This window comes from Mesorhizobium sp. M6A.T.Ce.TU.016.01.1.1, from assembly GCF_003997065.1.
Lineage (GTDB): Bacteria > Pseudomonadota > Alphaproteobacteria > Rhizobiales > Rhizobiaceae > Mesorhizobium > Mesorhizobium mediterraneum.
This window is the reverse complement of record NZ_RZTJ01000011.1, coordinates 148,896-170,745: the sequence shown is the minus strand read 5'-3', so window position 1 is coordinate 170,745 and position 21,850 is coordinate 148,896. Positions and strand designations below refer to the sequence as shown.

The following is a 21,850-nucleotide window of genomic DNA, read 5'->3' as shown; positions in this document are numbered from 1 at the left end:
TCATCGGGCAATGCGGCGCAGGGCCAAGGCAGCGACAGCGGTGGCCGCTGCCAGAAGCGGCAGCCAGGCTTGCGGATCGCCCATGGCATGGAGCGTCAGGCCGCTGAGCAGCAGCCACAGCAGCGGTATCGGAAACAGCAGCGGCACAGGCCCGCCGCTCGCTGCAAGCAGGACGCCGAGCGCCGCGATCGCCGTCGGGTCCGGCGCGATGCCGAAGATTTCGGCGCTCGCCCATGGCCGCCCGAAGAGCGGCGGCAGGAGCGGATAGACAACGATGCCAACGGCCATGATCAGCAGCCCGAGCCGACCCGTCATGTCCCGCCTGTCGAAGGCGAGGCTGCCGCGTGCGGCACCGCCGATTACCAGCAGCAGCGCCTGCAGGCCGAAGGCCGGCGCGACATAGGCGATCGCCCAGTTGATCACGGCATAGCGGCTCCACAGGAAGGACCAGCCGACGAGGGCAAAGAGCGCGGCAAGGATGAGTGCGATCCAGAGACCATGGCGACGCGGCCGCCGCAGCACGAGCAGGGCAATGGCAAGGCCGGCGGCGAGTGTCAGGAGATGCAGCGGCCAGAAGGCTGCATTGTGCAACTCGAACATGCGCCAGTAGACGCGCGGCGAGAAGAGCAGGAAATCTTCCAGCCGGTAGGTCCACCATTCCGACATCTAAGCAGGTCCCGCAAAAGTGTCCCACGGTTTTGCGACAAGAACTTGCGACAAACAACAGAAACTAAGCAGGCATTCGTGGGCCAGCCCACGAATGCCTGCTTAGAGGTCCCGGATGTAGGCCGCCATCCGCTCGCGCATGGCCGCGTCGGGGAGGGGACCGGTCGCGGCCGTCACGTTCTCGCGCACATGGTCGACGCGGGTCGTGGCGGGGATGGCGACGGTGACGGAGGGATGCGCAAGGATGAACTTCAAGATGAACTGCGCCCAGGATCCGGCGCCGATCTCGGCCGCCCAGTCCGGCAGCGTCTCGCCTTCGAGCTGGCGCGTCAGCGCGCCTTGCTGAAACGGCCGGTTGACGATGACGGCCATGCCGCGCTCGGCGGCCAGCGGTAGGAGCCGTTCCTCCGCCTCACGGTCGACGACGTTGTAGGTGAGCTGCACGAAGTCGAGCCGATGCGCGCGCATGATTTGTTCGAACAGGTCGTGCCGCCGTCCTTCGGACGTCGTGATGCCGACATAGCGGATGCGCCCGTCCGCCTTCATGGCGAACAGGGTTTCGAGATGCGCCTCCCAGCCGACGAGGTTATGGACCTGCACGAGGTCGAAGTGCGGCACGCCCCAGAAGCGACGCGACTGCTCGATCTGCGCGGCTCCGTCGGCGGCGGAGGAGGTCCAGACCTTCTCGGCGGAAAACAGCGCCTTGGGCCGGCCGAGCTTCTCGAGGCCATAGCCGATCACCGGCTGCGAGGAGCCGTACATCGGCGAGGAATCGATCATGCGGCCGCCTGCCTCGAAGAAGGCCGCGATCACCTCGGCGCATTCGTCGCGCAGCACCGGATCGTCGCCGACATTGAAGGTGATCCAGGTGCCCAGCCCAACTGCGGGAAGCATCTCTCCCGAGGAGGGCACAGCCCGCATCAGCGGCGCAGGCGCGCCGGGCGCGGTTCCCGGCAACACGAAGGCCGCTCCGGAAGCGGCGGCAGTCTTCACGAATGTCCTGCGGGTGATGATCATCATCTGCCATCCCTATACTCCCGACCACAAAAATGGTTCCGGGCGACCGGCCTTCGCAAGGCCGATCTGGGGGCGATCGGCGGGGAGCCGGCCGATCTCAAGAGCGGTTCAGCTTTTGATAGAACCGCCCAACCGCTGTAAGTTTGTCACTCGCTCTGCAACCAGCCCGATTACCTGGAGGTAGCCCCTGTCCTGACCTGACGGTGCTGGCGGGCATAGGCCACGCAGGCGTCTACCGTGCTGACGCAGAGCGCATCGCGGTTGTTCGGCGTATTGTTGTCGCCGGCGTAGGCAACCTCGGCAACACGGCCATCGACCATTCGAAGTTGTGTGTTGCAATAGCCGCCAGGATTGACATTGAGGGATCCTCCAACCGTCGGGATCGCACCCACCGCCAAGGTTGGAATCACGACGTTGAGATTGCCGCGTTGAACGGTACGCTGATAGGTCCAGATCTGACCTGATCCGCCCGCATCAGCGGTGGCACTCGGAAAGCCGGCGCACATTCGAACATCAGCCTCGCTGAGACCGATCATCTCTTTGCGGGCTGCCGCTGTCGTTGCATCTTCCTTCGCGATGGTCGACGTGTCGTCAGGGGCGACGCAGGAGGACACGATAGAACTGCCGGCCAAGAGAACAAGAAGGACAGGCTTTCGGATGCTGGAAAATATCATACCGACTGTGATGAATTGCGCCGACCCGAGACCCTAGTTAGGCAAGCAGACAATCGAGTCAACCTGCACAACTTCACGATGTCGTTGACGTGCCGCTCAGCGCAGTGGCTGCACTGACGGAATCTGCTGCCGGCGGTCGCGGCGTCGCCTGAGCATCTTCGACGTTGGGCGGTCGCCAGCGCGCCCTGCCGATCAAACGCTTTCGAGATAGGTCTCGAGCTCGAAGTCGCTGACATTGAGCGCGAACGTATTCAGCTCCTGCCGTTTGCAGGCGATGAAGGAGTCGCGCAGGATGGCCGGAAACATCTCCGCAATATGCGCCCCGCTCTCGAAGCTGGCGATCGCCGAGGCCCAGTCAGGCGGCAGCTTCGCCGGCTGACGTCCTTGCCCGTCTCTGCCCGTCGGATCGCCAGGCGACAATTGCCTTTCGATGCCGATGAGTGCGGCGCCCAGGATAGCCGCAAGCACGAGGTAAGGGTTGGCGTCCGCGCCGGCGACGCGATGTTCGATCCGGCGTGCGCTCGCTGGCCCGCCGGGGATTCGGATCGCGATCATGCGGTTCTCGTAGCCCCAGGCAACCGCGTTCGGCGCATAGGATCCAGGACGCAGCCTGCGGTAGGAATTGAAGTGCGGTGCAAAAACCAGCGTGCTTTCGGCCATGGCGGCGAGCAGACCGCCGACGGCATGGCGCATGATGTCCGACCCCTGGTCGCTGCCGTTGTCGAAGACGTTGCGGCCTTCGGCGTCGGTCAGGCTGAAATGGACGTGAAAACCGTTGCCGGCACGGTCACCATAGGGCTTGGCCATGAAGCAGGCGGCAAAGCCGTGCTTACGGGCGATGCCCTTGACGGTGCGCTTGAACAGCACGGCATCGTCGGCGGCGCGCAAGGCGTCCGCGACATGGTTCAGATTGATCTCGAACTGGCCGACACCGTTTTCGGCGATCGCGGTGTCGACGGGAATGCCTTGCATGCGGCAGGCGTCGCAGACGTCGTGGATGAAGGCTTCGAAGTCGTCAATCTCGTCGATCGACAGGGCCGCATCGGAATCGAGACGGCGACCGGTTACCGGCGAGACAGGCCCGATAGGCCGCTGCGATTGCGGGTCGACCAGATAGAATTCCAGTTCCGTGGCAGTGACCGGGGTCAGGCCCAGAGCCTTGTAGCGGTCGAGGACACGAGCCAGCGCCCGCCGCGGATCACCGAGAAACGGCGCGCCGTTCTCATCGGCAAGCCAGAGCGGAACGAGTGCTGTCGGATGTGCCGTCCAGTTCACCGGCACGATGCCGCGTCCCGTCCACTGGCAAAGGCCGTCGGCGTCGCCGTTGCCGAAAACCAGCGTGTTGTTCTCGATATCCTCGCCCCAGATGTCGAGCCCAACCAGCGAATAAGGCATGCGCAGCTTGCCCTCCAGCGCCTTGCGTGCCTGCTCGACGGGTATGCGCTTGCCGCGCATGATGCCGTTGAGGTCGCACACCGCAGCCCTCAGGCTGTGGATGTCGTCCCTGCTTTCAAGCCAATTCAGAACGTCCGTGATTGCATCGCCCAATTTCAACCCCTGGTTCCGAAAGGTGCCGCGGCCCTGATCGGTTACGATATCTCTTATAGATAGCTTGTGAGTTTATGAAAACCGCTCTGGCTGTCACCAGAGGATTTTGCTTATTTTTTCAATTCACTAGCTGGGATATCGGGTGGCATTTCAGGACCAATTGCGCGATTTGCGATCGCAATATAGTGGTAAGGTTGGGGAAAGCCAAGCGGCATTTGAGCCGGGCTATTGGCGGCTCGGCAAGGAGCGGGAATAGGCCGAGCCGCCCTTCGCGCCGGGACATGAAAGAACAGGAGCGGGCGGTTGCGAAGACACCGTTCGCCGCCACGCAGCAGTCAGAGGGATGAGCCAAATGACAAATACGCCGTCGCACCGCGCGGAGATCGACCTGTCGAACTGGAGGACAAGGCCCTATTCGGCCTGGTCGTTCCAGAACGCGGCGGAACTGGTGCCGTCCGCCACGATCCGCAGCGCGCGCCAGCCGGAAACGCCGACACTCGACCTTGGGCGGCTGTCCGACCTTGTGGTTGCCGACGTTGCCGGCAAGCCGCGTCCATTGCCGGATTTCCTGCTTGAAAGCGACACCGACAATTTCGCGGTGATGCGCGGCGGAAATCTCGTGGCCGAGTGGCATGCCCCGACAAGCGATCCGGCAAAGCCGCATCTGGTGTTTTCGGTGTCCAAATCCATCACCGGCCTTCTGGCGGGAATCCTGATCGGCCAAGGGATGCTCTCGCTGGACGACCGCTTGGCAAAGCACCTGCCCGAAGCCGCTGGATCGGCCTATGGCGACGCCACGTTACGCGATCTCCTCAACATGCAGATCAGCATCGATTTCGACGAAGCCTACCTGAGCAGAGACGGCGCTTTCGATCGCTACAGGCGGGCGATGCTGTGGAATCCGGACAAGGCGGACGATCCCGCGCCCGATCTCAAGACTTTCCTGTGCACCTTGCCGAAGGCCGCACATCCGCACGGCACGCGGCACGCCTACCGGTCACCCAATGTCGACATGGCGGCCATCATCCTCGAGCAGGCATCGGGCGAGCGCTTCGCCGAATTGCTGAGCCGGCTCCTGTGGCAGCCGATGGGCGCCCATTCCGATGCGCAGATAACCGTCGATCGGGCCGGCAATCCGCGCGCCTCGGGCGGCATCTCGATGACCGCGCGCGATCTCGCCCGCGTCGGTGAGCTGGTTCGCACCGGTGGCCGCGGCATCGTTCCGGCAGACTGGGTTGCCAGCCTCTGGGCCGGCGGCGACCGCGCCATCTGGGCCGCCGGCGACCAGGGCTATGCCTATCCGGGCGGAAGCTACCGCAATTATTGGTACGACACCGGCACGGGTGCGCTCGCCGCCTTGGGCATCCATGGCCAGTGGCTCTGGATCGATCCGGCGACGCAAACCGTCATTGTCAGGCAGTCCTCGGAACCCGACCCGGTCAACGACCGGATGGATCAGACGGTCGTCGCGGTGATGAAGGCAGTTTCCGCCGCCTCGTGACGGCCTCGATAGTCAGTTACGGGTTTCCGGAAACTTGACGTGCTGCAAAAGATGCGTCGCGCCGTCGTTTATGTCGCGCACGATGGCGGCACGCGCGCGCGGCCCGTCCTGGACTTCGATCGCGGCGACGGCTTCCTCGTGGTAATCGATGTCGAGAATGGCGGCGAGATTGTCCTCGAAACCGGTGGTCAGGTTCCTGAGAAACGGACCGACCTGCATCCACACCGTCTCGATCAGGAAGATCATCTGCTCATTGCCGCAGTGGCGATAGATCGAGAACTTGAAGTTGTAGTTCTTGCGCAGGTAATCGTCGATGTCGCCCTTGCGGGCTGCCAAGGTCAGCTCCGTGCAGTGGCGACGGATCGCTCGCAGATTGTTGCCATTGATCAGCTTTGCGGCAAGCTCGGTCGCGGAGCCTTCGAGGATCGTTCGCACCTCGGTCAGCTGCGAGAACCTTTCGGCCGAGATGACCGGCACCTCCATGCTGCCGTTCGGCATCGGGCTCAGCGCACGCAACGCCTGCAGCCGCATGAAGGCGCTGCGCACCGGCATGTCGCTGGTGCCCAGTTCCTTGGCGAGCTTGCGCGAGGTCAGCTTCTGGCCGGGCGCAAACTGGCCCGACATCAATGCCCTGACGAGTTCGAGATAGACTTTCTCATGCAGGGGCACGGTGTCGACGGCGGTCAACCCGAAAAGCGTTTTATCGGCCATTGGCGGTGCGCTACTTCATTCGTTCTGAAATCTACGCAGCTGGCTACATCTGCCGCTAGAAATGATGGCTGGCCGAACGCGGCATGAAGGCCGAAGTCAGCGATTTTTCAAGCACATGATAGACGCTGCAACCGCAGCGCTGCAAGCCGCGTCGTCGCCGCCTTCCGGGTTGCGCCCAGCAAATGCCGCGCCGACACAAAGCCGGCCGGACAACAGCTCATGCCTGCTCCAGGAGCGCTCGGCGTTACGCGATGTAAAATGCGTACTTTCCCGGCGTCTCAGATAAATAAATGCTTTTCAGTCACACAAAATGATGAAACAATAAAATTGAGACTGGGGAAAATTCGATGCGCAACGTCAGCGGACATGGCAAGCGCCTGTCCTATTACGATTTCGGCCACACGACGGTGTACGCCTCCCGCTTCGATCAGCGCTTCCCCTATTGCGCCTATGTGCCCGACGACTATGACGAGGACGGCGACAAGACCTATCCGCTGGCGGTGATCGTGCATGGCACCGAACGCGGCATGCTCGCCTACCGCGATGCCTTTGCCGACTTCGCCGAGCAGAACGGCGTGATCGTGCTCGCCCCGCTCTTCCCGGCTAATATCTGTTTTCCGGGCGACCTTTCCTCTTACAAGATGCTGCGCGAGGGCGACCTCCACTACGATGCCGTGATGCTCGACATGGTCGAGGAAATGCGGGAGCGCTACCGCATCCGCGGCGACCGGGTGCTGATGTACGGCTTCTCCGGCGGCGGCCATTTCACCCATCGTTTCCTGTTCCTCCATCCCGAACGCCTGCTGGCTGCATCGATCGGCGCGCCAGGCGTTGTGACCCTGCTCGACTTCGATCAGGATTTCTGGGTCGGGGTGCGCGACTTCGAGAAAGTGTTCGGCAAGAAGGTCGACCTCGACGCCATGCGCAAGGTCGCCGTGCAGATGGTGATCGGCGGTGACGATCTCGAAACCTGGGAGATCACCATCAAGCCGGACGATGCCTGGTGGATGCCCGGCGCAGATCTCGCCGGCGCCACCCGCAACGACCGGATCAGGTCGTTGAAGGGCAGCCTGGAGAGACACGGCGTCGAGGTGCAGCTGGACGTCGTGCCCGGCATCACCCACGACGACCGCGAGCTCATCGCCAAGGTCAAGGACTTCTTTGCGCGGACATTGAATGCCGCGCCCGTCTGAAAAACTGCAGTCAACAAAACTGGAGATAAAAATGGGAACAAGATCGGGAATGGGAAGACGATTGATCCGGGTGCTGGCGGCAATCGCCGTGATGGCGTGTGCGCTGCCGGCGATGGCGCAGGAGCAGCCAAAAACCGGCGGCACGCTCAAGGTCCGTATCAACGCCGACATTCGCGCCACCGACGGTCTTAACCGGGACGCGAACACCGACACGGTGCTGCACCAGATATTCGAGACGCTGGTGGCCTACCGCGCCGATCTCACGGTCGGCCCGGCACTGGCCGAATCCTGGAAAGTGTCGGACGACGGCAAGACCTATGCCTTCACGCTGCGCGACGGCGCGGTTTTCCACAATGGCGACGCCGTGACCTCATCTGACGTCAAATGGAACTGGGACCGCCGCATGGACGCGGCTAACGAGTGGTTCTGCATTCCGTTCTTCGACGGCAGCCAGGGGCTCAAGGTCGATGAGGTGGCGACGCCTGATCCACGCACCGTTGTCTTCACGCTCAACGCGCCGAATGCGCTCTTTCTCGCGCAGCTCGCCAATGTCCAGTGCAATGGCTGGGTCGCCAGCCCGAAGAATGTCGGCGCCGACGGCAAGTGGATCGCCGATTCCGCCATCGGCAGCGGCCCCTTCAAGCTGAAGGAATGGGTCAAGGGCCAGTATGTCACGCTCGAACGCTTTGCCGACTACAAGCCGGTGAAGGAGGCGCCGAGCGGTTTTGCCGGCAGCCGTGAGGCCTATGTCGACGAGGTGCGCTTCATGGTCATTCCCGACACGGCAGCGGCGGAGACCGCGCTGTTTGCCGGCGAGCTCGACGTTCTGCCCGATCTTGAATCGTCGCGTGTCGAGGAAGCCAAGTCGCGGGGCATGACGGTGCTGTCGACGCAAGGCCTGTCGTGGACGGCGATCCTGCTGCAGACCAAGGATCCGCTGCTGTCGAACGTCAAGATACGCGAGGCGCTGGCGCATGCCGCCGACATCAGCCAGATCGCCGCCGCTCGCACCAACGGTGTCGCTGCCGGTGACCCCTCTGCCGTCGCCCAGGCGAGCTCATTCTTCGACGGTGATTTCCTCAAATGGCCGGAATACGACCCGGTCAAGGCCAAGGCACTGCTGGACGAGGCCGGCTATAAGGGCGAGCCGATCAAGATCCAGACCAACACCCGCTACCAGGGCATGTATGAGAACGCGGTGCTGCTGCAGGCGATGCTGACGGCCGCGGGCTTCAATGCGCAGCTCGAAGTGCTGGATTGGGCGGCACAGCTCGACAATTACCTTGCCGGCAAGTTCCAGATCCAGTCCTTCGGCTATTCGGCGCGTCTCGATCCGTCGCTGATGTATGGCGTCATCCTCGGCGACAAGGCGACCGACCCGACAGCGCAGTGGGACAGCAAAGAGGCCCTCGACCTCTACACGAAGTCGATGGCCACGACGGACCCATCGCAACGCAAAGCGCTGTTCAAGCAGCTCCATGCGCTCATGGCAAAGGATGTGCCGATCCTTGGCCTCTATTACGAGCCATCCGTCGACGCCGTGTTGCCGACAGTGAAGGGCTATTCAGTATGGCCCGCGGCAAACCCCCGCGCATGGGGTGTCTGGAAAAGCGAATAGGAGCTGGCGGTTCTCTGTCGCTCGAAAGGTCGGAGGCGTGTGGCCTCCGATCTTTCGTTTGAGCTACCTGGTGGTGAAAACCTGCCGCTTGGTTCGGGCCCATTAGCCCGCTCAGGGTTGGAAGGAGATCTAAGCTCACCAGCTCTCCGACTGCTCGTTTGCGCCAGGGGCGGTCGTTCGACAGCGATCCGAGCAGCAATGGCCGTTGTGCGTGGCCGAAGTGCTACTGACGTTTAGCATGAGGTGACGGTTGACCGTGGAGGTCTGTGACCTAGCTTTGTGACCTAACTTAAAGCTCAAGCGGACCGCCCACAGGCACGGCAATGCCAAATCATCTTGCCGAAATTTACGCAAACAACGCAGATCTCGTTATCCTGGGCGGGATAGCAACACTTGCCTCGGTGGGCCTCTATCTTATGCTCCGGCGTATCCGTCGCCTCACATCAGATGAGAGCGAAGGCGAATCTGATCCCCCCGAGGAGGCATCTTGGGATTGGGAAAGCCCGGTCGACCTTGCAACCGAGCCTGCTTCTTCTTCTCAGGTTGCCGTGCCCTCAGACACGGCAGACCTGGATGATCGGCATCACGATGCCACTTACCTTCGGTTCGGGGTGCGAATCGAGTATTTCGACGTGATCTCCGAAGCTTACGAGAGCTCGTCTGTGGCCCAGACCAACGCTTTCGCTTCCGCGACGAACATGCCGCAATCCGGCCGCCTTGCGACATCGGTCAGAGAAATCGCTGGCTATGTTCGTAGGCAGGTGGCTGCTAATCTTGCCAACGTAAGTAGTCCAGTATTGAGGGCCCTGAGCCGTATGCCGACACAACTCGCCGCGGCGGAACGTGGGGAGCGAATTTGCGGGTCAGCATGGGACCAATTGGGTCATAAGGTTTCGCCGCGCAAAGTTGCTCAGTTGGCCAATCCGGCGCATCGCGGTTTGAATGTCACAGCTCAAAGGGGAGGGTTCAGCCTGGATCCCGAGCCGACCATCGTAACGGCCACCCCTCCTCGCGTTGGCAAGCCAATCGGTCTTGTGCCCCGCTTGGGCGTCGCCGCAATCTGTCTGGCCGTGCCGCTTAGCTATGCGATGACGAGACAAAACTGGGTCGAAAGCGCCCCCGCCATTTCGCGGGCCCAAGGCACGAGTGTCGACTTGCTCAGCCCGGATCTCACGGCTGCCCGGCTGCAAGTCGGGGCAGCCGGTGGTCAGGCAGCCGCTGCAGGGGAATTGGGCGGCCCGGAGCACCGGGTGGCGGAAAGCGAACGCGCCAGGAGCGCTGCTCTACAGGGAGCACTCCTCGAGTCGCGCAAGCAGATCGATGCGCTGAGGACAAGCATCGCAGCCTCCGACAACGCGCACGAGGAGCGATTGCGCAACGAGCTCGCGGCAGCCCGCACACTTGACGCATTGCGGCGCATAGCGGGAGATGCCCGCACAATGCTGCGCGAGGCCACCAACTATGTCTTTACGGAGATGCCCGCTGCTCATCTGGAGCGTCAGCGAGCCGAATGGCGGGCGCGCGATCTGTCGCGAGCGCGGGCGAAAATTGAACAGCTTGAGGCCGAGGCGGCCGAGAATCGCGCCAAGGCCAAGGCTTCGCTGGCGCAAGCGAGCGGAATGCTCGACGACGAACGCCGGAAGTCAGAGAACCTTGGTGGCGATCTCGCCGAAGTGAAACTGTCCAATGCCGCGCTCAAGGAGCGCGCGGACGCGGCTGAGCAGGAACGGACCGGTGCAGTCACAGCGAGAGAACGAGTGGAGCAGACCGCGGCCCAGACGGAGGGCGCGCTGGCTCGAGAACGCGCTGCAGCAGCGTCGATTCGTGAGGAGCTAAAAAAAGTTCGCCTTGAGCGCGACGCGTCTGCACAGGAACGAGCCAGAGCGGTGTCAGCGAGAGAGCGTGCCGAGCAGACTGCAACCGAGACGGCACAGGCTCTGACACGAGAACGTGCTGCAGCAGCGTCGACGCGTGACGAGCTGGAAAAAGCTCGCCTCGAGGGCGTCGCGGCCGAACAGGAACGAGCCAGAGCAGTCTCAGCGAGAGAGCGTGCCGAGCAGACTGCAACCGAGACGGCGCAAGCGCTGGCGCGAGAGCGCGCTGCGGCAGTCTCGACCCATGAGGATCTCGATAAGGTTCGCCTCGAACGCGCTGCCGCCCGAGCACTTTTGATACAGGTCGCCAGGCTGAAGGAGGCTCTGGACAAGCAACGTGAAGCCACTGTTTCTCTTGCCCGCGACCTGGCCGCGGCGCGCGCGGACAATGACAGGCTCAGGGCTGAGCGCCGCAGCGCGCAGATTGAGCGGCCGCTGAAGCCGCGCGCTGGCCGCGCAGCAGCCGCTGCCGGCGGGTTGAAGGCTGTCAGCCAGAAGACTGCACGCAGCAAGGTTCGCAACCCGTCGCGGATTGCCCGGGTGCGTTCTCTCACACTTCCCTATTCCCTCAGGCCAAGACACGTGACCTTGGAGTGATTTCCAAAACGAATGTGCGTCCTCCTATCGAAGGCCCAGGGCCTTTGGGAGGCGTTGCCTCGCACCCTCTCACGACGCCGCGGATGGATCACCCTTCGAATTCATCCTGCTCTCGTCGGCGGGGAGTTCTGCGCGATACGCTATGTCAGCCCGATCACCCTGCCTGTCGCGTTCAATTCGCATTTGATCGGCGCCTGCCGCGTCTCCACGTTGCCTTGCCGTCCATAGTCGATGCTTACCTCAACGGGAGCCGAGATCGTATCCGGGCTCAACCGACGTATGGAACCTGCGCTGCTGACGCGCACACTGGTCGCGCCAAACGGGGCGGCGGCCGACTCGATTGCATCATCGCAGGCGCGAACGACTTCATCAGGGACGCCCGGCAGCGCCTTGATTGGACTGACCGTCGATGGACTGTTGCTGGCGCTGAGAGGCTGGAGGTTGGCCGGGAGGTCGAGCGACCGTCCGGCCCCTGCGGACCGGGCGACACTGACGGCAGTGGCTGCCGGAGTTGCCGTCATTGCCGCCGTTGCAGTTGTGCTGGTCCCATCGTCGTCCACCGGTGAACTACTGCTGGAGCTAGGAACGCCGCCAGGTCCTTTGTGCGCGCCGCCTTTGCGGCCTTCACCGTGATGGCTGCCAGCGCTATTGCCTCCGCCACCATGGTTGCCAGCGCTATTGCCTCCGCCGCGCTCGCCGCCGGCAGCAGCTCCTACGCAAGCTACCGCGATCGAGCAAACGAATGCGAAATATGCCCAGCTGGATTCAGGGGATTGACGCACGACCACCTCCATAAAGTGCGTCGGTCGAACCGTCTTTCCGCGGCATGCAGTCAGGACGGAGCGACCGCCGCCGCCCTCAGGCAAACTCGCGACTAAGGCGCCCACGGAGCTAAACTAGGGGATGAATCCGGTGTATCAAGGACGCGGTGCGTAGTGGCCGGCATCAGCAGCGAGTTCGGCAAACAACGCATACTCCGCATAGCCGCCATCAAACTTACGGCCCATCTCACCCATCAGCCGCCGCAACGTGCCGCCGTCCAACACCGAAAGCTGGATAAAGATCAGGCTTCGTTCAAGGTGACCCGGTCGCCCAGCCTGACTTTGCCCGGCTGCATGACCTGGCAGAGCGCGCCGAAGCCGCCTTCGCCGTGGCGCGCTATGGTTTGCAGCACTGCCGGCTCGAAAGCGAGATCGCCTTGCGCCAGCGCCGTGAAGGTGCAGCGCGCGCAGGATTCCGAAATCATGATCCGCGCCTCGCCGATCGAAAGCACTTTTCCGATGATCTGCTGCTCGACAAAACCGTCCTGCGAAGCGTTGGTCTCGATCACGATGTTGGGCCGGAACCGCCTGGAATCCACTTGCGAGGGATCCGCAAGCAGGCCGGCGAGCCTGTCCATCGAGGCTGACGTGACGATGTGGATGTCGGCGCGCTGATAGCGTGGCGCGATATGATCCTGGGCCTCCGAGCCGAAGGGGACGTGCGGGTGCAGCGCCGCCGGGAAATCGAGGAAGGCCGAAACCAGCTCGCCTGCGCGGCTGGAGCCGGCATCGATCCAGGAGCCATCGTCCAATCCGATTTCCGGCCGGTCGCCCTTCAGCCTTGCAAGAAGGTTGGGCAGCGGCCGCCAATGCTTTCGCTTCTCCGGCGCGGCAACAATTCCGTCGCGCCGATCGACGATGCCCCAGATCCGGTCGCCCGGAATCCCGCCTTCCGCAAGCTCCGCCCCGTCCAGCCGTTCGCCGCCCATCGAACTGACGGGATATCGCCAGATTTCCTTGATATGGCCGAACGGTGTCATGGTGCGGAGACGAGCCATATCGCCTTCATTGCGCCACGGCCTTGCGGGCGCCCGCGCCATCGGCGAAACGGCGGTCGATAAGCATCGCCGCATCGAGGAGGGCGCGCGTATAGGCGTGGCGCGGCCGGTCGAAGACGTCGTCGCGGTCGCCGAGCTCGACAATCTTTCCGTCCTGCATGACGGCGACCCGGTCGGCAACCTGCTCGACCGCACCCAGATCATGCGAGACGAAGAGGCAGGCGAAACCGTAGCGTTCCTGCAACGACCGGATCAGCAGCAGGATCTGTTTCTGCACCGTCATGTCCAACGCCGAAACCGGCTCGTCGGCGACGACGAAGGCTGGTCGCCTGACGATCGCCCGCGCAATCGCGACGCGCTGGCGCTGGCCGCCCGACAGCTGATGCGGGAAACGCGTGAGAAGGTCGCGCGCCAGCCCCACCTCCTCGATGACCTCATCCATGCGCGCGGTCCGCCGCTTGCGGTCCAATTCGGTGTCGAGCTTCAATGGCTCGGTGACGATCTCCGCAATGGACTGGCGAGGGTCAAGTGAGGAATAGGGGTCCTGGAAAACGATCTGCATGTCGCGACGCTGCAGTCGCGCGTCAGCCGATCGTCCATTCGCAATCGCGGTTCCAAGATACGAGATCGTTCCTCCGGACGGCTTGACGAGGCCGACAATGGCGCGGCCGAGCGTCGTCTTGCCGGAGCCCGACGCACCGACCAGTGCCAGGGTTTCGCCACGCCGGATGATCAGGTCGACGCCATCGACGGCGCGCTTCGGTTCCGCGCGTGCAAACAGCCTGGGACGGCCCGGATAGTCGATGACGACATTGCTGATCTCGACCAGGGGCGGGCCGTTGATGGCTCTTCTCGATCCGCCGGCGCTGCGTTTGGGAAGCGCATCGACCAACCGCCTCGTGTAATCGTGTTGCGGTGCGTGAAGAACCTGGGTGCTGCTTCCCTGTTCGACCGCCTTGCCTTCGCACATCACCGTCACGTTGTTCACATAGTGCGACACCATGCCGAGGTCGTGGCTGATCAGCAGGACGGCGGTTCCATTCTCCCGCGTCAGCTCCACCATGAGGTCAAGCACGTCGCGCTGCACCAGCGTGTCGAGCGCGGTGGTCGGCTCGTCGGCAATCAGCAGGCGCGGTTTGAGCAGCATGACCGATGCGAGCATGATGCGCTGGCGCATGCCGCCCGAGAATTCGTGCGGATAGGCGGCAAGGCATTTGCCGGGATCCTTGATCTGGATTCTCTCCAGCATTGCCAGCGAGCGGTCCTTTATCTCGGCGCGCGACATGTCGCGATGCAGGCGAAGCCCTTCCGCCATCTGCTCGCCGACGGTGACAGCGGGATTGAGCGAGACCATCGGCTCCTGAAAAACCATGCCGATCTGCGCACCGCGTATCTGGCGCAGCGCCTTTGGGGCAAGGCTGGTGAGTTCCTGCCCGCCGAAGCGGATGCTACTGTCCGGGGTCGTGACCAGCGGGGCAGGGAGCAGGTTGAGGATCGAGCGGGCTGCCATCGTCTTGCCCGAACCGGATTCGCCGACCAGCGCCAGCATGTCACCGGGCGCGAGATCGAAATTCAGCTCGTCGACGATCCGCTTTCCCGATGGCCCGACCGAGATCGACAGGTTGCGCACTGAAAGCATCGTGTTCTTGTCCCCGGTCGGCACGAGCATGTTTCCAGCACCTACATTTTCGGGTCGAGCCAGTCGCGCACCGCGTCGCCCAGCATGTTGATGCCGAGCAGCGTGATCGAGATGCAGAGACCTGGCAGGATGATCAAATGCGGCGCCTGGCCGATATAGGGCCGTGCCGTCGACAGCATGTTGCCCCAGCTCGGCGCCGGAGGCGGGACGCCCAGTCCCAGAAAGCTCAGCGCGCTCTCCGACAGGATGATCCAGCCGAACATGGTGGTGGCGAGCACGATGATCGGGGCGACACAGTTGGGCAGCACGTGCCGCGCCATGGTGATGATCTCGCTGTTGCCCATCACGCGCGAGGCCTCGACATATTCCCGCTCGCGAATGGACATTACGGAAGCCCGCACCACGCGCACCACGATCGGCATATAGGCAAGGCCGAGCGCAAGGATGATGCCTTCGCGGCTGGCACCGATCACCGCCATCAGGCCAAGCGCCAGGAGCAGGCCTGGGAAGGCGAGGAAGGCATCGTTGACCATCATGATGATGCGATCGACCCAGCCCCGCAGGAAACCTGCGAGAACGCCGAACACGGTGCCGGTGATCAATGCGAATATAACAGTTGCAAAAGCGATCCAGGCGCTGGTACGCGCGCCGCTGGCGAGGCGGCTGAGCACGTCGCGTCCGAATTCGTCGGCGCCGAGCAGATGCAGAGACGAGGGCCCGCTGAGGCGCGACGGCAGATCGAGCTTGAGCGGATCGTAGGGAGCGATCCACGGACCGAACACGGCTAGAAGGATCAATGTTCCGGTGACGATGATCCCGAAGATCGCGTTGAATTTCAGACCGGGCCGGCCGAGAGCACGGGCGATCATGCGGTAACCCTCGGATCGAGCAGCGGATAGACGAGGTCGACGAGAAGATTGACCGCGACATAGATGAAGGCGACGAACAGCATCGTTCCCTGAACGACGGGATAGTCGCGGGCATAGATGGCGTCGACCAGCAGCCGGCCGAGGCCGGGAATGGTGAAGACGGTCTCGATGACGACGATGCTGGATAGCAGGCTGCCGAGCACGAGCCCGATCAGGGTCCAGGTGGGCGCGAAGGCATTCTTGAATGCGTGGCGCCACATCACCGCGCTTTCCGAAAGCCCCTTTGCCCGCGCATGGGTGATGTATTCCAGGCGCGCCACCTCGATCGTGCTGGCCCTGGCCATGCGCGCAATCGGGCCGGACTCGACGAGCACCAGGGTGACCACGGGCAGGATCACATACAGAGCGGCTTGCGCGAAGTCGCGGCTGAACGGCACATAGCCGACGATCGGCAACCAGCCGAGATAGAGGCCGAAGATCAGCATGAGCATCAGCCCCAGCCAGAAACTGGGGATCGAGAGCAGGATGGTCGAGGTGGCGACGACGGCGATATCGCGCAGACTGTCCTGCTTCCAGGCGGCCAGCATGCCGGCGGGCACGGCGATCGCCGAGGCGACAAGCACAGCAAGAAAAACGATGATCGAGGAGACGGCGAAACGGTCGAGGATCAGCGGCAGCACTTCTTGCCCGCTGCCGATCGAGCGCCCGAAATCGCCTGAAAGGACATTGCCGATCCAGATCAGGTATTGCACCACCACGGGCTGGTCGAGCCCCATCTGATGCCGCATCGCCTCGACCTGTCCGGGCTGTGCGAGGTCTCCCAGCATCAAGGTCGCGGGATCGCCCGGGATGAAGCGCATCATCACGAAGACCGCAACCGACACCAGGATAAGTGTCGGTATGGCGCTGGCGATGCGGGTCAGGACAAAGCGGACCATCGTTTCTCCTGTGCTGATATCGAAGATGTCTCCCGTGCCGGCACTGCCTTCTCCGCCCTTGCGAGGACCGCATCGTCCATGGTGAGCTCGTAGCTGGTGAACTCGCGGTTTTCAGCCGGCATCGGAGCGATCTCCATGACGCCGGTGGCTGGTTCGAAGACGATCATCGCGACTGTCGCCGAGAGATTGCCGCCTTCTTTCCTGACCACTGGACGGCACACGCTGAACGGCGAAGCGAAATCGTCGAACAGGGCTTCCTTCACATCGTCGATCGTGATGTCGCCATGCCGCGCCGACAAATGCCGGCGCACGCGATGGTCACGATAGAGACTGTCCGGCACATCGCGAAGTCCGGTCTCACGCAGCTTGGACAGCGCGACCGGGCTTTGCCAGTGATTGGCATGGACGATCATGTCCTTGTCCGGATAGATCGCAAACACCTCGTCCGGCGCGCATTCGAGATCGACCGTGAACCCCTCGGCGGTGCTCAGGATCATGTTGTTGGAGCCGGATTTCGGCGTCGTCGCCACCACCTTGATGGCGTGGGAGAAATGCTGCGCCTCGAGGGCCCGGCGGCGGATGAAGGGAAGCGGAATGCCGATCTCGCGATAGTCACGGTCGGATTCGAGATAGTTCGCGGTGATGCCGATGCCGGCCGCGTTGAAGCCGCTGCGCGCCAGTCCGCCGGCTTCGGTGAAGGTGAGGAGGTCCGGCCCGTCCGTTCGCCGGATGCGCAACACCACCGATGTCTCGGCGCATTCGGCCCTCCAGTCCCAGTTCTGGCCATGGATGAGCCTGCCGTTCCGGGTTGCTTCCGGCAGGATCGCCGCGCCCGTGCAACCGTCGGGCTCGTCGTCGGAAATGCCTTTCTCGCGCCGGGCAAGCTGCAGGATTTCGGTGCGCGCATTGACCAGGACGATCGAGGACAGATCGACATTGGCGCCTGACGCGATCCCTTCCATTTCCTCGACGAGGTCGGGCGCCCATTGCCGAAGGCGAGGCAGGAAGATGCCGGAGAACCGCCCGACATCGTCCCGCCTGAAGCCGAAACGGTCGAGCTGCGCAGCGTAGAGCGCCACCGAAGCGCCGATGCGCCCGCGCGCCTGTTCGCCGTAGGCCGTGCCGCGCGCTTTCGGCGCTCCTGCGATTTCGACAAGCGGAAATGGTGTGACTGTTGTCATCAAAAGGAAAGCCTCAAACTCGTATGAGTCCGGATAGTAATGCATTTTGATTGAATGAAAAGCAGAAAAATTCGATAGATTGCCAGTTCGAACTGCGTGGCGCATATCTATAATGCGAATGCCTGAGGAAGTGCATATGAACGAAACGATCATCGACCGGCAGCCACGCAGTGAGGCGGCCAGCCCGCTGCAGATAGATCTGGCGCGGCGGATCCTGGAGCGGATCAGGGATTCGGGCTGGACGGTTGGAACCCGCGTCTCGGTGCCGGACCTTGCCCGCACGTTCGGCGTTTCGCGTTCTCCCGTCAGCGCAGCGCTGGAACTGCTGGTCGCCCAGGGCATCTTAAGTCCCTTCGAGACGAGGGGGCTGCAATTGGCGCGCGATGTCGCCGATCTCGACCCGGAGGATATACTGCCCAGTTCTCCGCTCGAGGAGCTTTACCGCAGGATGATGCGGGAACGCGCGCTCGACCAACTGCCCCAGGAGGTGTCCGAGGCGGAACTGATGCCGCGCTATCAGGCATCACGCGGCATCGTGCGCAAGCTTTTGCTTCGCTTTGCCGCCGAAGGCCTGGTGCAGCGCCTGCCGGGGCACGGCTGGCGTTTCGCCGACACGCTTGTCGGCGAGGATGCCTACCGGGAAAGCTATGAATTCCGGATGGCTGTTGAATGCGCGGCGCTGCGGTCGCCCATGTTCAATGCAGACCCCCAGCAACTGGCGCCGGTCCGCCGCGCACACGAGCGCATCCTGGCGATCGTGTCGACAGGCAAGACGCTGATCGGCGGCGATGAATGGTTCCGGATCAACGCGTCATTTCATGAAGGACTTGCGGCCTGTTCCGGCAACCGGTTCCTGGCCGATGCGGTGCGTCAGCAGAACAATCTGCGCCGGTTGCAGGAATCGGCGGGTTTCGAGGAACTGCCGGCGGAACGCATCGAGCAGTCCTGCCGGGAACACCTCGCCATTCTCGATGCCGTCGAGGCGGGCGAGATCGAATGGGCCGAGGCGCTGCTGCGCCAGCATCTACGGCAGGCCTCCGAGTTCGCTGCGCCGCAGCGCTCTATCTGACGGGCAGCGATTCCGGCCGCTATTTGGGCTGGTCAGGTTCGAGCCTGATCAGTCCGTTCCACTACTGCTGATCATTCCTGGTGCGCTGTCAGAAAAGGTGTCTTTCATTGCGCGCAGGATAATGACGGCCGAGGCCGCGCCTGGGTCGATGTGCCCCAGGGACCGCTCCCCGAGCCGTGCCGCCCGGCCACGGGCAGCGACCATGGACCGTGTCGAATTCGCGCCGGCTTCCGCGGCCGCCAGGATGCCGTTCCACATCTCCCGGCTGCCGGCGGCGCGCGCCTGTGCGCTGACCGCAGCTTCGGTTGCTGGAATCCAGGCGTCGAGCATGGTCTTGTCGCCGCGCTGCCCCTTGCCGCGCTCTCGAATGCCGGTCGTCATGGCCTCGATGATCGCCGCCTGGCCTGAAGGTGAAAGGCATTCGTCCTGTTTGAGGGCTTGCGCCGCTCTGCGGAACGCGGTCGCATAAAGCGGCCCGGTGGAAGCACCGACGGCATCGAGAAAGGCGGACGCGGCAGCCGTGAAAACCTCTGACGGCAGCATATGGTCGAGATCGAGCTTGGCCAGCTCAGCGTTCACAGCCATGAAGCCGAGAGACATGGTAATGCCATGGTCGGCATCGCCAATGGCGCCATCGAGATCCGAGAGATGGTCCTTTCCCGCCTCGATCGCGATGGATATGCGATAAAACATCCTGCTCAGGCATTGCGCCGCGTTTTCGGACATCATGTTCCTCCCGGTTCCAGCAGGATGCGGCCACAGGCGCGTATCCTGTATCCTCAGCCGACCCGCAGGACAGCGGTATCGCAAGGATGGTGCAATAGCTCCGTCAACTCATTGTCGAGGTGCAGGATCGATATGGACGCACCGACCATGTCGAGCGAGGTGCAATAATGTCCCACCCAGTTCGCCTCTATCTTGATGTCCTTGGCGCTCAGCCGCTGCTCGACGCGCCTGAACAAAATGTAGAGTTCCATCAGCGGCGTTGCCCCGAATGAATTGATCAGCACCGCGACACGGTCGCCCGATGCCGGCTTCATTTCGGAAAAGATACGGTCCATCACCCGGTCGGTGATCTCGTCGGCGCTCATCATTTTTTCGCGGATGACGCCGCGTTCGCCGTGGATGCCCATGCCGATCTCAATGTCATCGGGGCCGATCTCGAAATTGTGGCGGCGGGTCTGCGGGAGGGAGCAGGGCTCCAATGCGACGCCCATCGTGAATGTCCTCGAATTGGCCTTGCGTGTCGCCGCTTCGCAGGCATCGAGCGACAGGCCGCGATCGCAGGCGGCGCCGGCGATCTTGAACATGAAGAAGTTGCCGGCAACGCCGCGGCGGCCTTCCCTGTCCTCCAGCGGCGAAGAGGCGATATCGTCGGTCGTCACGACCGTTCGGACCTCGATGTCGTTTTCCGCCGCCATCTCGGCCGCCATCTCGAAGTTCATGACATCGCCGGCGTAGTTGCCATAGACGAAGAGCACGCCTTCGCCGCCGGATGCCGCCCTGGCGCACTGAAAGATCGGGCCGGGAGGCGGCGATGAAAAGATATTGCCGACAGCCACGGCATCGGCGAGACCCTTGCCGACATAGCCGAGAAAGCAGGGCTCGTGCCCGGTGCCGCCGCCGATCACAAGCCCCACCTTGCCAGGTCGCGGCCCCGTGCGGGCAACGAGGGCGCGATGCGAGCCTTTGATCGGCTCGATATAGGCGCCATGCGCTTTCACCACGCCGTCAAGCATCTCCTCGACGACATCGTCAGGGTCGTTCAGGAACTTCTTGATGTGGGTTCGGAAGTTGCTGGGCAGGGCCACCGAGCTATCGATCTTCGGGCGTTGGGAAAGCTTTTGATCGAGCTCCGTCACGCCATCGGCATTCAGAATGCCGCGGCCCGTGGCAGCGTCGGTGATGAGCACGTTGACGTAGCCGCCGCGGAGCGCGGCAAGGATCGCCGGCACCTTGTCGAAACCACCGGCGACCGCGATCCGCAGGCCGATAGCCCTGAGCATATCGAGCGATATTCCGATCGTCCGGTCGTCGAGCGGGCCGGCTACCGGGTTGCCCCGCCCGTCGATGAAGCGTCCGGCGAGGACGCCCACGGCATCTTTGGCGAGATATTGCTGCACCGAAACCGATTCGAAAAAACCGCTGGTGTGGATCGTTGAATTCGGACGCAGCGAGGCGATGCCGAATAGCGCTTTGTTGGCTTTAGAAAGCGCTGCGAACTGACTTTCGATCAGCGGCTCGCGCAGAAGAATGTGGCGGACTTCCGCATTGGAAACGATAGCCGGCGCGGTGATGTTGATCAGCTTGCCATTGACGGCATTGGCGATGGCGGCCGCGCAGAGTTCCGGAGTATAGGCAAAACTTGCTCGCGTGCCGCCAGTCGCCTGCACGACAGTGACGTCCTGAAGGCCGGGCACGGAGGCCTGCTCGCCAATCGCCAACACGGTTCGCCCCCAGGCAACGGCCACCGTGTCGCCGGATTTCAGAAGCTTGGTCAGAGCCTGCGCGGCCGCGGTGCCGAGACGATCGATCAGCGGACGCGCATTGTCGTCGCTCGGCACGACGAGGCAGTCATGCAGCCCGAAATGCCGTTTGAGTTCCTGTGCGATCGAGAGCGAACTCAGCCGTGATGGCTCGAGGGAAATGTTGACGATGCCGCGGGCGCGGGCATCGGCTAGGTAGCTGTTCACTGTCGCCCGCGAAATGCCCATGATTTCGGCGATATCGCCTTGCGTCATGTGGTCTTCGTAGTAAAGCCAACAGGCCCAGACATAGGGATCGTCACCATAGCGCAAGGGAATGGGTTCGGCGCCAGCCTCGAGTCCTGTCCGCACCGTTCCGTTCTTCCGCGCCGATGATGTCTTGACTGTCATGCTGCCTGGTTTCCCCGAATCCAGAATCGATCCTCAAGATGAGCGCAAACGGAAGAACTC

At 62.9% G+C, this 21,850-nt stretch carries 17 protein-coding genes; 5 read left to right on the top strand and 12 right to left on the bottom strand.

Annotated features, from left to right (window positions below):
* The 4 genes from EOC94_RS20765 to EOC94_RS20750 all read right to left on the bottom strand — a co-directional run bounded on the left by EOC94_RS20765 (position 1) and on the right by EOC94_RS20750 (position 3,905).
* Positions 1–666, bottom strand: coding sequence for a DUF6064 family protein (locus EOC94_RS20765; protein ID WP_127293127.1), 666 nt, complete (start codon positions 664–666; stop codon positions 1–3).
* Between the two features lie 102 nt (positions 667–768).
* On the bottom strand, positions 769–1,587 hold the full coding sequence (locus EOC94_RS20760; RefSeq protein WP_348627397.1) for an aldo/keto reductase: 819 nt from the start codon (positions 1,585–1,587) through the stop codon (positions 769–771).
* Between the two features lie 266 nt (positions 1,588–1,853).
* Positions 1,854–2,357, bottom strand: a complete 504-nt coding sequence (locus tag EOC94_RS20755) for a hypothetical protein (protein ID WP_126105509.1) — start codon at positions 2,355–2,357, stop codon at positions 1,854–1,856.
* Between the two features lie 192 nt (positions 2,358–2,549).
* Positions 2,550–3,905 carry a glutamine synthetase family protein gene (locus EOC94_RS20750; RefSeq protein WP_127293125.1) on the bottom strand — a complete coding sequence of 452 codons (1,356 nt, stop codon included), beginning with the start codon at positions 3,903–3,905 and terminating at the stop codon, positions 2,550–2,552.
* A gap of 352 nt (positions 3,906–4,257) precedes the next feature.
* Between EOC94_RS20750 and EOC94_RS20745 the strand changes: the two genes are divergently transcribed.
* Positions 4,258–5,406: a serine hydrolase gene (locus EOC94_RS20745; RefSeq protein ID WP_126105511.1), complete on the top strand. Its 1,149-nt coding sequence runs from the start codon at positions 4,258–4,260 to the stop codon at positions 5,404–5,406.
* Positions 5,407–5,418: 12 nt separating this feature from the next.
* Here the strand turns inward: EOC94_RS20745 and EOC94_RS20740 are convergent, their stop codons facing one another.
* Positions 5,419–6,117: a GntR family transcriptional regulator gene (locus tag EOC94_RS20740; RefSeq protein WP_095489110.1), complete on the bottom strand. Its 699-nt coding sequence runs from the start codon at positions 6,115–6,117 to the stop codon at positions 5,419–5,421.
* A gap of 347 nt (positions 6,118–6,464) precedes the next feature.
* Between EOC94_RS20740 and EOC94_RS20735 the strand changes: the two genes are divergently transcribed.
* The 3 genes from EOC94_RS20735 (at position 6,465) to EOC94_RS34610 (ending at position 11,399) form a co-directional block, all read left to right on the top strand.
* Positions 6,465–7,310, top strand: a complete 846-nt coding sequence (locus EOC94_RS20735; RefSeq protein ID WP_127293123.1) for an alpha/beta hydrolase — start codon at positions 6,465–6,467, stop codon at positions 7,308–7,310.
* Between the two features lie 31 nt (positions 7,311–7,341).
* Entirely contained in the window at positions 7,342–8,928 is a 1,587-nt protein-coding gene (locus EOC94_RS20730; protein WP_127293121.1) for an ABC transporter substrate-binding protein, read from the top strand.
* 323 nt (positions 8,929–9,251) lie between these two features.
* A complete protein-coding gene (locus tag EOC94_RS34610; protein WP_245465613.1) occupies positions 9,252–11,399 on the top strand; it encodes a hypothetical protein in 2,148 nt (715 codons plus the stop codon).
* 1,063 nt (positions 11,400–12,462) lie between these two features.
* Here EOC94_RS34610 and EOC94_RS20710 read toward each other — a convergent pair.
* Genes EOC94_RS20710 through EOC94_RS20690 form a run of 5 tightly spaced genes read right to left on the bottom strand, consistent with a single transcriptional unit; the run spans position 12,463 to position 17,845 of the window.
* Positions 12,463–13,218: an MOSC domain-containing protein gene (locus tag EOC94_RS20710; RefSeq protein WP_185928287.1), complete on the bottom strand. Its 756-nt coding sequence runs from the start codon at positions 13,216–13,218 to the stop codon at positions 12,463–12,465.
* 7 nt (positions 13,219–13,225) lie between these two features.
* Positions 13,226–14,887, bottom strand: coding sequence for a dipeptide ABC transporter ATP-binding protein (locus EOC94_RS20705; RefSeq protein WP_127293115.1), 1,662 nt, complete (start codon positions 14,885–14,887; stop codon positions 13,226–13,228).
* An 11-nt stretch (positions 14,888–14,898) separates the two neighbouring features.
* The gene (locus EOC94_RS20700; protein WP_127205004.1) at positions 14,899–15,726 is read right to left on the bottom strand and encodes an ABC transporter permease; all 828 of its coding nucleotides are present in this window, start codon (positions 15,724–15,726) and stop codon (positions 14,899–14,901) included.
* The gene (locus tag EOC94_RS20695; protein ID WP_095489116.1) at positions 15,723–16,664 is read right to left on the bottom strand and encodes an ABC transporter permease; all 942 of its coding nucleotides are present in this window, start codon (positions 16,662–16,664) and stop codon (positions 15,723–15,725) included. The genes EOC94_RS20700 and EOC94_RS20695 overlap by 4 nt, the downstream gene beginning before the upstream one ends.
* The gene (locus tag EOC94_RS20690; RefSeq protein WP_127205003.1) at positions 16,646–17,845 is read right to left on the bottom strand and encodes a C45 family peptidase; all 1,200 of its coding nucleotides are present in this window, start codon (positions 17,843–17,845) and stop codon (positions 16,646–16,648) included. Before EOC94_RS20690 ends, EOC94_RS20695 begins: the two co-directional genes overlap by 19 nt.
* 136 nt (positions 17,846–17,981) lie before the next feature.
* Between EOC94_RS20690 and EOC94_RS20685 the strand changes: the two genes are divergently transcribed.
* The gene (locus EOC94_RS20685; protein ID WP_185928286.1) at positions 17,982–18,914 is read left to right on the top strand and encodes a GntR family transcriptional regulator; all 933 of its coding nucleotides are present in this window, start codon (positions 17,982–17,984) and stop codon (positions 18,912–18,914) included.
* A gap of 48 nt (positions 18,915–18,962) precedes the next feature.
* Here EOC94_RS20685 and dhaL read toward each other — a convergent pair whose 3' ends face one another.
* Positions 18,963–19,640 carry a dihydroxyacetone kinase subunit DhaL gene (gene dhaL, locus EOC94_RS20680; protein WP_127293111.1) on the bottom strand — a complete coding sequence of 226 codons (678 nt, stop codon included), beginning with the start codon at positions 19,638–19,640 and terminating at the stop codon, positions 18,963–18,965.
* Between the two features lie 53 nt (positions 19,641–19,693).
* Complete coding sequence (locus EOC94_RS20675) at positions 19,694–21,790, bottom strand: bifunctional sugar-binding transcriptional regulator/dihydroxyacetone kinase subunit DhaK (protein WP_127293109.1); 2,097 nt, start codon at positions 21,788–21,790, stop codon at positions 19,694–19,696.
* Positions 21,791–21,850: the final 60 nt, after the last annotated feature.

What these genes read in the sequence shown, in the direction of transcription:
- EOC94_RS20765 (WP_127293127.1), bottom strand. Translation starts at nt 666, where the DNA reads ATGTCGGAATGGTGGACCTACCGGCTGGAAGATTTCCTGCTCTTCTCG.
- EOC94_RS20760 (WP_348627397.1), bottom strand. Translation starts at nt 1,587, where the DNA reads ATGCGGGCTGTGCCCTCCTCGGGAGAGATGCTTCCCGCAGTTGGGCTG.
- EOC94_RS20755 (WP_126105509.1), bottom strand. Translation starts at nt 2,357, where the DNA reads ATGATATTTTCCAGCATCCGAAAGCCTGTCCTTCTTGTTCTCTTGGCC.
- EOC94_RS20745 (WP_126105511.1), top strand. Translation starts at nt 4,258, where the DNA reads ATGACAAATACGCCGTCGCACCGCGCGGAGATCGACCTGTCGAACTGG.
- EOC94_RS20740 (WP_095489110.1), bottom strand. Translation starts at nt 6,117, where the DNA reads ATGGCCGATAAAACGCTTTTCGGGTTGACCGCCGTCGACACCGTGCCC.
- EOC94_RS20735 (WP_127293123.1), top strand. Translation starts at nt 6,465, where the DNA reads ATGCGCAACGTCAGCGGACATGGCAAGCGCCTGTCCTATTACGATTTC.
- EOC94_RS20730 (WP_127293121.1), top strand. Translation starts at nt 7,342, where the DNA reads ATGGGAACAAGATCGGGAATGGGAAGACGATTGATCCGGGTGCTGGCG.
- EOC94_RS34610 (WP_245465613.1), top strand. Translation starts at nt 9,252, where the DNA reads ATGCCAAATCATCTTGCCGAAATTTACGCAAACAACGCAGATCTCGTT.
- EOC94_RS20710 (WP_185928287.1), bottom strand. Translation starts at nt 13,218, where the DNA reads ATGGCTCGTCTCCGCACCATGACACCGTTCGGCCATATCAAGGAAATC.
- EOC94_RS20705 (WP_127293115.1), bottom strand. Translation starts at nt 14,887, where the DNA reads ATGCTCGTGCCGACCGGGGACAAGAACACGATGCTTTCAGTGCGCAAC.
- EOC94_RS20700 (WP_127205004.1), bottom strand. Translation starts at nt 15,726, where the DNA reads ATGATCGCCCGTGCTCTCGGCCGGCCCGGTCTGAAATTCAACGCGATC.
- EOC94_RS20695 (WP_095489116.1), bottom strand. Translation starts at nt 16,664, where the DNA reads ATGGTCCGCTTTGTCCTGACCCGCATCGCCAGCGCCATACCGACACTT.
- EOC94_RS20690 (WP_127205003.1), bottom strand. Translation starts at nt 17,845, where the DNA reads ATGACAACAGTCACACCATTTCCGCTTGTCGAAATCGCAGGAGCGCCG.
- EOC94_RS20685 (WP_185928286.1), top strand. Translation starts at nt 17,982, where the DNA reads ATGAACGAAACGATCATCGACCGGCAGCCACGCAGTGAGGCGGCCAGC.
- dhaL (WP_127293111.1), bottom strand. Translation starts at nt 19,640, where the DNA reads ATGTCCGAAAACGCGGCGCAATGCCTGAGCAGGATGTTTTATCGCATA.
- EOC94_RS20675 (WP_127293109.1), bottom strand. Translation starts at nt 21,790, where the DNA reads ATGACAGTCAAGACATCATCGGCGCGGAAGAACGGAACGGTGCGGACA.